We start from the raw sequence: 12307 nt of genomic DNA, 5'->3' as shown, positions 1-12307 counted from the left end.
GCGATACTAGCTCAGTTGGTAGAGCGCAACCTTGCCAAGGTTGAGGTCATCGGTTCGAACCCGATGTATCGCTCCAGCTTTCTTCTAAAAGCTATTCAGACTCTTTAGAGCACCGTGTTTTCTTTAGATCACAGTGTTTAAAGAGGACCTAAGGGTCACGCTCTTTCTTTAATGCTGCGAAGCATAATCCCCCCAAAAAGCAAATAATCCTCCATCATGGTGGATATTTTTTTGTCTTAAATATTTCTTAGCAACTGGAATGCTAGTAAACATCAGGTCTCTGAAGCAGATACTTGAGGTTTTTCATATCTATAAACAGACTTATCCACAAAATGTTAGATGTGGATAACTTGGTTGATAAAGTTGTTTCAGGCTTAATTATTTACGCTTCCCAAAAAGATCTTTCTTGTTTTCAATATATTAGCTAAAACGCATTTTCCTTAACTTGTTGTTTTGTATGACTTTTGTGCTAGGTGTTGAACTTCATAAAGGATCGTTAACTTGTTGTTTTTTGATCCTAATCATTTATCGGTGCTGTGTTTAACTTTACACAGCTGTCGAAAGTTAATGAGAGAACTGAATTTTTTCCACATTATTAAAAGTGAGAACAAGGTCAAACATTGTTCTCACTTTATGTGTAAAGAGTCAGCTTAAATCGTGGGTTGGCTTAGTCGGTTGGTGTTTTCTATAACGAACGAACTCAATAGAAGAATTAAATAACTAGGCGTCTCTTGGTAAGCCTTTTTCGACAATACGGATCAGTCGATGCTTTTTAGTCGCTATTTTGCTATTACCTGGTCGCGCACTGCTATTACCTGGTCGCGCACTGCTATTACCTTGTCGCGCACTGCTATCAGCTTGCCTTGTGTTACTAGCGCCTTGCTGCACACTAATAGGTAACTGCTGTCGTTGTTTTTGCAAGGCCCACTCAATATGCACATCCAGCATCTCATTCAACCCTAGGTGCGACTCTAGTGTTTCAACTATGCGTTGCTGAAAGGGCGCGTTACCCATTGCAACAAAGATATTACGCAGCCACTGGGTGTGGCCGATACGTCTGATTGCCGAGCCTTCCATTTTCTTGAGAAAGGTGGCTTCGTCCCAGCTTGCAAGAGACACCAGATCAGATTCTTCGAAATCTTCTCTACGATGGAAATCTTTTTGCTCTGTGAGTTCGGCATGGCGGTTCCATGGGCACACTAACTGACAATCGTCGCAGCCGTAGATACGGTTGCCAATCGCCTCTCGATACTCTTCCGGGATCACCCCATCAAACTCAATGGTTAGATATGAGATGCATTTGCGCGCATCGACGATGCCATCATCAATAATGGCACCGGTTGGGCAAGAGGTGATGCATGCGGTGCATTTACCACATTGATTGGTACTCGGTTCATCAACGGGAAGAGCGAGGTTAACTAATAGCTCTCCGAGGAAGAACCAAGAGCCTGCGTCTTTATCAAGAATGAGTGAGTGTTTGCCTGTCCAGCCAAGCCCGGCTTTTTGAGCAAGCGGTCTTTCTAAAATAGGTGCAGAGTCAACGAAAGGACGTGAGTCTAGCCCTTCGATCTCTTGCTCGATTTTTTGTCCCAGTTTTTTCAGCTGATTACGAAATAGTTTGTGGTAATCACGGCCCAATGAATAGCGGCTAATGTAACCTTGAGTGCTGTCGCTGAGGTTAGCGGCAAATTGCGCTTGTGGTGGTAGATAGTTCATTCGGGCGCTGATCACTCGAACGGTACCCGGGTGAAGCTCATTGGCGCGTGCGCGCATCATTCCATGGCGAGCCATCCAATCCATCTCACCGTGATAGCCGGCATCGAGCCATGCTTGCAGTGCCGCTTCATGTGAGCTTAAATCAATATCGCAGATACCCACTTTTTGAAAGCCTAATTCTTTCCCCCAAATTTTAATTTTTTCAGCAAGATGGTCTAGATTCATGGCTTGATTCTTATCGATTAAAATTAGGTTAGGCAAAAATGGGAGCGGATCTTAACGGATCTTAGCAGTGCTGACCAGAACAGACGCGTTTTAGGCTGTATTTTTCATAGAACTTACACTTGAGTGCTTGTCTCTCAAAAGCATCACGGTTTACTATTCTTGTTCTTTTGATTTTTATATAGTCAACGATCGATTTTTAGAGAATGCATTCATGAGCACTAAACAATTTATTTTGGAAGATGAACAGGCAACGATTCAATTAGGTACGGAGCTTTCTAATCTTTGCTCACAGCAGACGACAATTTATCTGCATGGTGATCTTGGTGCCGGTAAAACGACATTCAGTCGCGGCTTTGTGAAAGCACTTGGCCATCAAGGAAATGTAAAGAGCCCAACGTATACTCTAGTGGAACCTTATCAACTTGCCGATTGGCAGGTATACCACTTTGATCTGTATCGCTTAGCTGATCCTGAAGAATTGGAGTTCATGGGGATCCGTGATTACTTTACGCCGGATGCGATCTGTTTGGTGGAATGGCCAGAGAAAGGCTATGGAATGCTACCGGAAGCGGACTTAGATATTGATATTCGTTATCAAGACGATCACCGTATTGTTTCTTTAACCGCGAATAGTGAATACGGGCAGCGCTTACTGAGTCAGTTGGAGTTATGTTGATTTATAAACGTTTTTTTTCTTCAGTAGCCGTGTTGGCTGCTGTTTTTTCGGTGCTGTTCTCTTCCCTTGCGGCTGCAAACTCACTGCAAAGCTTGAGGGTTTGGCCTTCCCCGCAAGAAACACGTGTGGTTATCGACTTAAAATCAGAAGCGGACTTTAGCTATTTCACTTTGAGTAGCCCAAGTCGTTTAGTCGTCGATCTAAAAAATACCGTTCTGGCAACTAACTTACCTGTGGTGGTGAAAGACAGTCCGGTTCTCTCACAGATCCGCAAAAGCTCACCGCCAGAAAAAAGCACTTATCGTTTAGTGTTTGAATTGAAGAAGGCGTCACCAGCTGAGCTCTTTAAGCTCAGCCCTACGCCTGGTGGTCAATACGGGCACCGTTTGGTGATCGACCTACCTCATGGTGCGGCCAGTACAACCCCATCGACCGTGAGTAAGCCAACGGTAAGTAAAGAGGTCAAGCCGGTTAAGCGTCAGAAAGATATCCTGATTGTGATTGACCCAGGCCACGGCGGTGAAGATCCCGGTTCGATTGGTCCGTCGGGCAAATATGAAAAAAATACGGTACTGAGTATTTCCAGACAGGTGGCAGCGAAATTAAATGCCGTGCCAGGGGTTAAAACGCGCATGACTCGTAATGGGGACTATTTCGTGAACCTCAATCGCCGAGTGGCAATCGCGCGTGAAAATGAGGCTCACCTGTTGATCTCGATTCATGCTGATGCCTTTACCACGCCTCAGCCAAGAGGTGGTTCGGTCTTTGTATTGAATACTCGACGCGCGAACACTGAAATTTCACGTTGGATCGAGAACAAAGAGAAGCAGTCTGAGTTATTGGGTGGCAGTGGCGCAGCTTTTACAGGCAATATTGATGATAAAAATGTCAACCAAACACTGCTGGACTTACAGTTTAGTCACTCTCAAAAAGAGGGCTATAAACTGGCGACGAAAATACTGTCTGAAATGGGTAAGGTATCCAAGCTGCATAACAGCAAGCCGATTAACACCAGCTTAGCGGTATTACGTTCACCCCAGATCCCATCGGTATTGGTTGAGACGGGTTTTATTTCGAATCCTGCGGAAGAGAGGCTGCTGTTTCAGCGCTCGCACCAAGATAAGCTTGCGACCGCAATCACCACAGCAGTCGTGAAATATTTAAAGGCGAATCCTCCTGAAGGGATCGTTTTGTCGAATGCAGCGTCTTCGACGGCGAGTGTCGGCCAGCATAAGGTGTCTCGTGGTGAGTCTTTGTCTGTGATTGCAAGCCAATATGGCACCTCAACACAGGCGTTGATGTCATTCAATAACCTGAAATCGAGCAGCCTAGCGATTGGCCAAATCATTAAGATCCCAAGCAGTGCACAAGGCTCATCATCAAGCCGTTCTGTGCAAACCAAGACCATAACCCATACGGTGAAGTCTGGTGAGTACTTAGGTAAAATCGCTAGCCGCTACAAGGTGTCAGTGGCGGACATTAAACGTGAGAACAGTTTGAAATCTGAAACACTGAAAGTGGGTCAGAAGTTACGTATTTCGGTTGAGGTGAAAGCATTGCCTTTGCGTAAACATAAAGTCGCACGAGGCGATTACCTAGGTAAGATCGCCGCCAAGTACGGGGTGAGCGTTGACGGTATCCGTAAAGCGAATAACTTACGATCGGATGGCCTTGCTGTGGGACAGGTGTTGGTGATTCCACACAAATAGCGAGTTCACAGAATATCTAGTTAATAAAAGAGCTAGTTCACAAAAGAGCGATACCATAAATAGCCACACAAACCGTCTTTAATATTTAGAATGGCAGTAAGGTAGCGATACATATGACGATCAAAATACTGCCAGCTCGGTTAGCGAACCAAATCGCAGCAGGGGAAGTGGTAGAAAGACCTGCTTCTGTCGTGAAAGAGCTGGTTGAGAACAGCTTGGATTCCGGTGCCACTCGTATCGATATTGATATCGAGAAAGGAGGCGCTAAGATGATCCGTGTTCGTGATAACGGGAAGGGCATCGTCAAAGATGAGCTTGCTTTGGCATTGAGTCGTCATGCTACCTCCAAAATTCATACTCTTGATGATCTTGAGGCGATCGTTAGCCTTGGTTTCCGTGGTGAAGCACTAGCGAGTATTAGTTCGGTTGCGCGTTTAACCATGACGTCACGCCCGACCACTCAAGATCAAGCTTGGGCTGCACACAGTGAAGGCCGTGATATGCAGGTGAAACTGCAACCTGCGGCGCACCCGATTGGTACCTCAGTCGAGGTGTTGGATCTGTTTTTCAACACACCCGCAAGGCGTAAATTCTTACGTACCGAGAAAACAGAATTTACCCACATTGATGAGTTACTTAAGCGAATTGCCTTGAGCCGCTTTGATGTGACGATCAACCTACGTCACAATGGCAAAATGATTCGCCAGTATCGCGCGGCCAAAACACAAGTACAGGCAGAAAAGCGCATTGCGGCTGTTTGTGGCAACCCTTTTGTCCGCCATATGCTCAAGATTGAGCTAGAGCATCAAGGGTTAAAACTGCACGGTTGGATCACCACACCTGAAGGGGCAAGGCAGCAAAGCGATCTGCAATACTGCTATGTGAATGGCCGTATGATGCGCGATAAGCTGATTAATCATGCGATTCGTCAAAGCTATGAAACCAGTCTGCGTCCAGATCAGTTTGCGACCTATGTGTTGTTCATTGAACTCGATCCGCATCAAGTGGACGTCAATGTTCACCCAGCCAAACATGAAGTGCGGTTTCATCAAGCTCGTCTTGTGCATGACTTTATTTATCAGGCATTGAGTGATGGCCTAGCACAAAGTAAGCAAATCGCAGCTGCGCCAGTCAATCAGTCGGCGTTTCATCAATCAGCGTTTCATCAATCGGCTCTTGAACAGTCAGCTTGTCATCAGTCAACGGGCCATCAATCAGAAGGGCCAATTGATCAACAAGGTAGCTCGAACTCTGATGCAGGTGATGTGAGTGATACAGGTAAGGTAAGTGATACAGGTAATGTAAGTGATACAGGTAATGTAAGTGATACAGGTAATGTAAGTGATACAGGTAATGTGGCAAGCTTCTCTGAGCCAGAGAGCACCGTGCTTAACCACTCGGATCACACGCAGGTCTCTGACAGGGTGCGATACGCCATTGAGCAGACGCCAGCCTACCCGAGAAAAGCAGGAATCGAGCCTCTTGATGACAGCCCTCAGCGCAGTGTGAATGATGGTGGTCAGCACTATGATGCATTTGTTAGTCAAGAGCCTCTAGTTAGCCAAGATCCCCTAGTTAACCACGATCCCCTAGTTAACCAAGAGTCATTCGTTAACGCTAATCAAGCCTTACCGTCTAGCAGGGGCTCTTCATCGAATATAAGTTCATCCGCTGATATAGGTTCGTCACCTAAAACGGATGCGTCTGCTCGTGAAACCAGCTTTACCGGATCGCCTTATCAGGAGTGGATAGAGTCTCGACCTGCACCTAAAAAAGAAAAAGAGCCACAGCAATATCATGGTGAGCCCGCGCCCTCTAAGCGAGAAGTGAAGGCTTACAAAGAGCTTTTGAAAACGCCGAACTTTGATGGCCAAACGCTGGCACCTTCACTTTCTCAAGACCAGGTGGCATCAGCCCCCGTCATTGATACTCAACCTATTCAGGCGGGCTCGAATCACCAGAAGTCGATGGCTGAAAACCTTCCGACTGACAAGCCGATTGCAGATAAAGCAAGAGTCCCCGTGACAGGTTTAGGTAAAGCGGTCTCGGTTGTGGATCGTCAATACCTTGTGATGGGGGGGAAAAGCGGTTGTGTGCTGGTTTCACTGGCTAAGGCTGAATTATTGCGTGTTGTCGGTCAACTGGATACACGGACTGGCGCGCTAAAAAAACAACCATTATTGGTGCCGTTATCGCTTAAAATTGGCCGCGATTTGGTTGAGGTGGCTAAGGCATTAAGCCCAACATTGATGCGACTGGGTATTGAACTTAAGGTACGCAACAGTGAGGCGGTGATGGTGATGGGCGTCCCTTCTCCTTTGAGGCAGCAAAATTTACAAATTTTGATCCCAGATCTGTTATCTTACGCGGCTTCGATAAGCGCTCAGGCTGTCGATCCGCATAGCGTTGATGTTGCGAAAGGTCTATTACCCGCGCTGACCAATTGGATCGGGATTCAAACGGCACAAGTAAAAAGCGACTACACTTTATCTGAAGCCGTTCAATTAGTTGGGGAACTTGAACAACTTTGGCATGGTCTACTGCCACTCGATGATCCGGGGTTTGTTAACGCGCTCGATTTTTCCGCTACGATAGCCGCATTTATCGACGAGTTTTAGTGACTAAATTTGCTTATCAGTTGAGTTACGCAATACTTGAGTGAGAGACAAGCTAGGCTGCTTACGTTTACTGTCACAGCGAGATAATACTGTTGCAACGAGATAGTACAGCGACAACGACATTTTTGTTCGCGACATACAGCCTTTGCTTACAGGGGCGATAACAGAGAAACCAATACAAAATATAATGACTGAAAAATTACCTTTAGCGTTGTTTTTAATGGGCCCAACGGCATCAGGCAAAACAGATTTAGCTATCCGCTTACGCCAAAAATACCCGGTTGAGATCATCAGTGTGGATTCAGCACTGATCTACAAAAGCATGGATATTGGTACCGCTAAACCGGATGCCGAAGAGCTTGCGCTCGCCCCTCATCGCTTGATTGATATTCTGGATCCGAGCGAAGCGTACTCTGCCGCAGACTTTCGTCGTGATGCGATCAATGAAATGAATAGCATTGTCGCGCAAGGCAAAATTCCGCTACTTGTTGGTGGTACCATGCTGTATTACAAGGCATTGTTGGAAGGTTTATCGCCACTACCGGCCGCCGATAAAGAGGTTCGAAATCAGATTGAGGCGGAATCTATCGAGCAAGGCTGGCAAGCGCTGCACGACCAATTAAGAGAGATTGATCCCGTATCCGCTGAAAGAATACACCCAAATGATCCACAAAGGCTTTCAAGGGCATTGGAAGTTTACCGAATTTCGGGTAAAACATTAACAGAGCTAACTCAAACGAAGGGCGCTAGCCTGCCATTTCGGGTAAAGCAATTTGCCATAGCTCCCAAGGAAAGAAAAGAACTCCATCGCCGTATTGAGCTACGTTTTGAGAAGATGATCGAGGCAGGGTTTGAAGATGAAATGAAGGCGCTATACGCCAGAGAAGATCTTCACCCTGAGTTGCCATCGATCCGATGCGTAGGCTATAGGCAGATGTGGGACTATTTAGACGGGAATTGTGATTTAGACGAAGCGGTTTTCCGTGGTGTCTGTGCAACTCGTCAGTTGGCCAAGCGACAGATCACCTGGTTACGCAGCTGGGATGATTTAACTTGGTTAGATAGCGAAAACATTGAACAAGCGTTAGAAACTCTTTCAGATGCAATAGCATCTGATTAGTATTGCTGTGTATAATGTGATCGCTTTTGCGTGAATATACTCTGGAAAGGATTCGTTATTGAGGCTTTTAAAAAATCACAGCCTTTCAATAACAAAGGAGTTTTTTATTCATTTAGCTCAGAGGCAAGGCCGCACCTTTTGTGCACCACTAGCTAAATAATTACAACAAAATACAAATAAGGAAAATAAAATGGCTAAGGGGCAATCGCTACAAGACCCATTTCTAAATGCACTCCGTCGTGAGCGTATTCCAGTTTCTATCTATCTTGTTAACGGCATTAAGCTGCAAGGTCAGATCGAGTCTTTTGATCAATTCGTGATCTTATTGAAGAACACAGTAAATCAAATGGTTTATAAGCATGCGATTTCTACTGTGGTTCCTGCACGTGCAGTGAGTCACCACAGCGGCGAGCCACGCACGCCATCGGATCGCTCAGAGAAGACTGAAGATTAATCATTTAATGAGTACAGCTGTTGCTGTAATAAGGAGTTGGTTGCTTGTTTGACCGTTATGAATCCGGTGAGCGAGCCGTACTTGTTCATATCAACTTCACGCAAGAGGGTGAATGGGAAGATCTCAGCGAATGTGAAATGCTGGTCTCCTCTGCGGGGGTAGAAACGCTACAAGTGATTACTGGTAGCCGTCAATCTCCGCACCCGAAATACTACGTTGGAGAGGGGAAAGCCCAAGAGATCGCTCAAGCCGTTCAATTGACTGGGGCCGAAATTGTGGTGTTTAACCACTCCCTCTCTCCAGCTCAAGAGCGAAACCTAGAGCAATTGTGTAAATGTCGTGTGATTGACCGTACCGGTTTGATCTTAGATATCTTTGCACAACGAGCACGAACTCATGAAGGTAAGTTACAAGTTGAGCTTGCTCAGCTTCGTCATATCTCTACTCGACTGATTCGTGGTTGGACTCACCTTGAAAGGCAGAAAGGTGGTATTGGTCTTCGTGGTCCAGGTGAAACTCAGCTGGAAACCGATCGACGTCTGTTGCGTGACCGTATAAAAGCAATATTACGTCGTTTAGCAAAAGTGGCTAAACAGCGTGAACAAGGGCGACGCGCTCGTAATCGAGCTGAGATCCCAACAATTTCTTTGGTTGGTTATACCAACGCAGGGAAATCAACACTTTTCAATCGCATCACAAGTGCGGGTGTTTATGCGGCAGACCAACTGTTTGCCACCCTAGACCCAACACTGCGTAAGATTGATTTGGCAGATGTCGGGCCTGCAATCCTTGCTGATACCGTAGGTTTTGTTCGCCATCTACCACACGATTTAGTCGCTGCATTTAAGGCAACGTTACAAGAGACGCAGGAAGCTGACATTTTGTTACATGTTGTTGATGCCAGTGATGACCGCTTTCGTGAGAATATTCAGGCGGTTCATGATGTATTAGAAGAAATCGATGCTCATGAAGTGCCAACCCTTGTAGTCATGAATAAAATTGACTGCATGGAAGACCAAAAACCTCGAATTGAAAGAGACGAAGAGGGCGCACCGCGCGCAGTCTGGGTCTCGGCCATAGAAGGAGAAGGTATTGAACTGTTATTTGAAGCGTTAACAGAGCGTTTAGCGAGTCAAATGATGCAATGCCGATTGTGTATTCCACATCAACATCAGGGCCGTATTCGTAGCTTATTTTTCCAGATGAAGTGTATTCAACAGGAGGAGTATGACGAAAGTGGTAACTTGTTGATAGATATCCGAATGCAACAAGTAGATTGGTCTAAACTTGAAAAAAGAGAAGGGGCGCTCTTAGGTGACTTTATCGTTACCAAAGAGATTGCTACAGTATAACGTCATATCAAATGATGGAGCTTTCTAATGGCGTGGAATGAGCCTGGAAATAGTAACAACGGCGATAATAACGGCCGCGATAATGACCCTTGGGGTAAGAATAATAATCGCGGCGGCCGAGATCAAGGACCGCCAGACCTAGACGAAGTGTTTAGTAAACTCAGTCAAAAGTTAGGTGGCAAGTTTGGTAAAAAGGGTGGTAACGGTAATGGCCCATCTATCGGTGGCGGCGGAGCAATTGGCTTTGGTGTCATTTCGGTTATTGCGATTGCTATCTGGTTCTTTGCTGGTTTCTACACCGTTAGCGAAGCAGAAAGAGCCGTGGTACTTCGACTGGGTCAATTCGACCGTATCGAAGAGCCGGGTCTTAACTGGCACCCTCGCTTCATCGATGAAATCAGTGATGCGCAACTCGTTAACGTTCAAGCGATTCGTTCTCTGCGTGCTGCTGGCACCATGCTAACGAAAGATGAAAACGTTGTAACGGTTGAGATGGGCGTACAATACCGTATTTCTGACCCATACAAGTACTTGTATCGTGTAACGAATGCGGACGATAGCTTACGTCAAGCGACAGATTCTGCGCTGCGTGCAGTCATTGGTGACTCACTAATGGATAGTATCCTGACCAGTGGTCGTCAACAGATTCGTCAAAGTACTCAAGAAACACTAAACCGTATTATCGATAGCTACGATATGGGTATTCTTATTGTTGACGTGAACTTCCAGTCAGCTCGTCCACCTGAGCAAGTTAAAGATGCATTTGATGATGCAATCGCGGCTCGTGAGGATGAAGAGCGTTTTGAACGTGAAGCTGAAGCATACCGAAATGATATTCTTCCTAAAGCGACAGGTCGAGCTGAGCGTTTGAAGAAAGAAGCGGTGGGTTACTCTGAGCGCACGATTAATGGTGCTCTAGGTCAAGTGGCTCAGTTCGAGAAACTGCTACCTGAATACCAAGCAGCGCCTGAAGTAACACGTAACCGTATGTACTTAGATACAATGGAAAAAGTGTACTCAAGCACATCTAAAGTCCTGATTGATTCAGAATCAAGTGGTAACCTGCTGTACCTACCAATTGATAAGCTTGGTGCCCAAGGTGATACTCAGTCGAGCAATCGCTCTACGAAGGCACCATCAACTTACGATCAAATTGAGTTAGAAACTCAAACGGATCCAAAGACCAGTACTGATTCTCGTTCAGATAGTTCACGTCAAGGGAGATACTAATAATGCGTAAGTTAATGATCCCTGTATTAGTTGTGACGCTAGCCCTTCTATTGATGTCACTGTTTGTGATTCAAGAAGGCGAGCGTGGCATGGTCATTCGTTTTGGTCGAGTTCTCGATGACAACGGCGTATCACGAATCTATGAACCAGGTCTGCACTTTAAACTGCCGATGTTTGATCGCGTGAAAGTACTTGATGCTCGTATTCAAACGATGGATGGTCGCTCTGACCGTTTCGTAACATCAGAGAAAAAAGACGTTCTAATTGATACCTACGCAAAATGGCGTATTGCTGATTTTGGACGTTTTTATCTGAGTACTGGCGGTGGCAATATCATGACGGCAGAAGCACTTCTTGAGCGTAAAGTGACCGATGTTCTTCGTTCTGAAATTGGTTCTCGTGAAATTAAGCAGATCGTATCAGGCCCTCGTAATGAGGACATCCTGCCAGACTCTGCTGACAGCGAAGTCGTTACCACGGTAGCGGCTGCACAAGCTCTAGAAGTTGACGGCGAACGCGATAAGATCATGGAAAACGTTTTATCTGGAACGTCAGACAGTGCGATGGCTGATTTAGGTGTTGAAGTTGTTGATTTCCGAATGAAGAAGATTAACCTTCCTGACGAAATCAGTGAATCTATCTACCGCCGTATGCGTGCAGAACGTGAATCGGTTGCTCGTAGACACCGTTCTCAAGGTCGTGAGAAAGCAGAAGTTATCCGTGCTCAAGCTGAGCTAGAAGTAGCAACTGTTCTTGCTGAAGCTGACCGTACTGCTCGAGTGACTCGTGGTGATGCTGACGCAGAAGCGGCGAAAATCTACTCTGACGCGTACAACAAAGACTCTGAGTTCTTTAGCTTCATGCGTTCACTGCAAGCTTATGAGACATCATTTAGCGATAAGAGCGACATTCTAGTACTGGATCCGAAGACAGACTTCTTCCAATACATGAATCAAGCAAGCGGCGCACCGGCAAAGTAGGTTGCTTCGTTAGCAAATGCTGAGCTTAAAGTGATGCTTTCGCTGACAGCGGATACTTAGCTCAATCAGCGAGATACGTTAAAACAAAAAGGCTCCCATCACGGGAGCCTTTTTTTGTTGATTTGAATCTCGTTATGATTTTTCATCATACTCGAATCTCGAATCTCGAATCTCGAATCTCGAATCTCGAATCTCGAATCTCGAATCTCGAATCTCGAATCTCGAAT

At 45.8% G+C, this 12307-nt stretch carries 9 protein-coding genes and 1 tRNA gene; 9 read left to right on the top strand and 1 reads right to left on the bottom strand.

What is annotated here, in order from left to right:
• A tRNA-Gly gene (locus Q1A70_RS17285) sits at nt 1-76 on the top strand.
• A 644-nt stretch (nt 77-720) separates the two neighbouring features.
• On the opposite strand, the gene queG is transcribed toward Q1A70_RS17285, so the two are convergent.
• On the bottom strand, nt 721-1941 hold the full coding sequence (queG, locus tag Q1A70_RS17280) for a tRNA epoxyqueuosine(34) reductase QueG (RefSeq protein ID WP_299694440.1): 1221 nt from the start codon (nt 1939-1941) through the stop codon (nt 721-723).
• Between the two features lie 211 nt (nt 1942-2152).
• Here queG and tsaE point away from each other — a divergent pair, with 211 nt between their 5' ends.
• The 8 genes from tsaE (at nt 2153) to hflC (ending at nt 12080) form a co-directional block, all read left to right on the top strand.
• Nucleotides 2153-2617, top strand: a complete 465-nt coding sequence (gene tsaE / locus Q1A70_RS17275) for a tRNA (adenosine(37)-N6)-threonylcarbamoyltransferase complex ATPase subunit type 1 TsaE (RefSeq protein WP_299694437.1) — start codon at nt 2153-2155, stop codon at nt 2615-2617.
• Complete coding sequence (locus Q1A70_RS17270) at nt 2611-4326, top strand: N-acetylmuramoyl-L-alanine amidase (protein ID WP_299694434.1); 1716 nt, start codon at nt 2611-2613, stop codon at nt 4324-4326. Before tsaE ends, Q1A70_RS17270 begins: the two co-directional genes overlap by 7 nt.
• Before the next feature lie 113 nt (nt 4327-4439).
• The gene (gene mutL / locus Q1A70_RS17265; protein WP_299694430.1) at nt 4440-6944 is read left to right on the top strand and encodes a DNA mismatch repair endonuclease MutL; all 2505 of its coding nucleotides are present in this window, start codon (nt 4440-4442) and stop codon (nt 6942-6944) included.
• A gap of 187 nt (nt 6945-7131) precedes the next feature.
• Nucleotides 7132-8064, top strand: a complete 933-nt coding sequence (gene miaA / locus Q1A70_RS17260) for a tRNA (adenosine(37)-N6)-dimethylallyltransferase MiaA (RefSeq protein WP_299694427.1) — start codon at nt 7132-7134, stop codon at nt 8062-8064.
• 190 nt (nt 8065-8254) lie between these two features.
• Nucleotides 8255-8518 carry an RNA chaperone Hfq gene (gene hfq / locus Q1A70_RS17255; RefSeq protein ID WP_299694424.1) on the top strand — a complete coding sequence of 88 codons (264 nt, stop codon included), beginning with the start codon at nt 8255-8257 and terminating at the stop codon, nt 8516-8518.
• A 44-nt stretch (nt 8519-8562) separates the two neighbouring features.
• Nucleotides 8563-9870 (top strand): ribosome rescue GTPase HflX, encoded by a 1308-nt coding sequence (gene hflX, locus Q1A70_RS17250; RefSeq protein ID WP_299694421.1) that lies wholly within the window; start codon nt 8563-8565, stop codon nt 9868-9870.
• Nucleotides 9871-9897: 27 nt separating this feature from the next.
• The gene (gene hflK, locus Q1A70_RS17245) at nt 9898-11100 is read left to right on the top strand and encodes an FtsH protease activity modulator HflK (RefSeq protein WP_299694418.1); all 1203 of its coding nucleotides are present in this window, start codon (nt 9898-9900) and stop codon (nt 11098-11100) included.
• Between the two features lie 2 nt (nt 11101-11102).
• Nucleotides 11103-12080, top strand: a complete 978-nt coding sequence (hflC, locus tag Q1A70_RS17240; RefSeq protein WP_299694415.1) for a protease modulator HflC — start codon at nt 11103-11105, stop codon at nt 12078-12080.
• Nucleotides 12081-12307 lie beyond the last annotated feature (227 nt).

It is taken from the genome of uncultured Vibrio sp. (assembly GCF_947488985.1).
Taxonomy (GTDB): Bacteria; Pseudomonadota; Gammaproteobacteria; order Enterobacterales; family Vibrionaceae; genus Vibrio.
The sequence above is the reverse complement of the archived record's forward strand: the minus strand, read 5'-3'. Positions and strand labels throughout refer to the sequence as shown.

Excerpts from the sequence above, each read along its gene's own strand:
- queG (WP_299694440.1), bottom strand. The coding sequence starts at position 1,941 with ATGAATCTAGACCATCTTGCTGAAAAAATTAAAATTTGGGGGAAAGAA.
- tsaE (WP_299694437.1), top strand. The coding sequence starts at position 2,153 with ATGAGCACTAAACAATTTATTTTGGAAGATGAACAGGCAACGATTCAA.
- Q1A70_RS17270 (WP_299694434.1), top strand. The coding sequence starts at position 2,611 with ATGTTGATTTATAAACGTTTTTTTTCTTCAGTAGCCGTGTTGGCTGCT.
- mutL (WP_299694430.1), top strand. The coding sequence starts at position 4,440 with ATGACGATCAAAATACTGCCAGCTCGGTTAGCGAACCAAATCGCAGCA.
- miaA (WP_299694427.1), top strand. The coding sequence starts at position 7,132 with ATGACTGAAAAATTACCTTTAGCGTTGTTTTTAATGGGCCCAACGGCA.
- hfq (WP_299694424.1), top strand. The coding sequence starts at position 8,255 with ATGGCTAAGGGGCAATCGCTACAAGACCCATTTCTAAATGCACTCCGT.
- hflK (WP_299694418.1), top strand. The coding sequence starts at position 9,898 with ATGGCGTGGAATGAGCCTGGAAATAGTAACAACGGCGATAATAACGGC.
- hflC (WP_299694415.1), top strand. The coding sequence starts at position 11,103 with ATGCGTAAGTTAATGATCCCTGTATTAGTTGTGACGCTAGCCCTTCTA.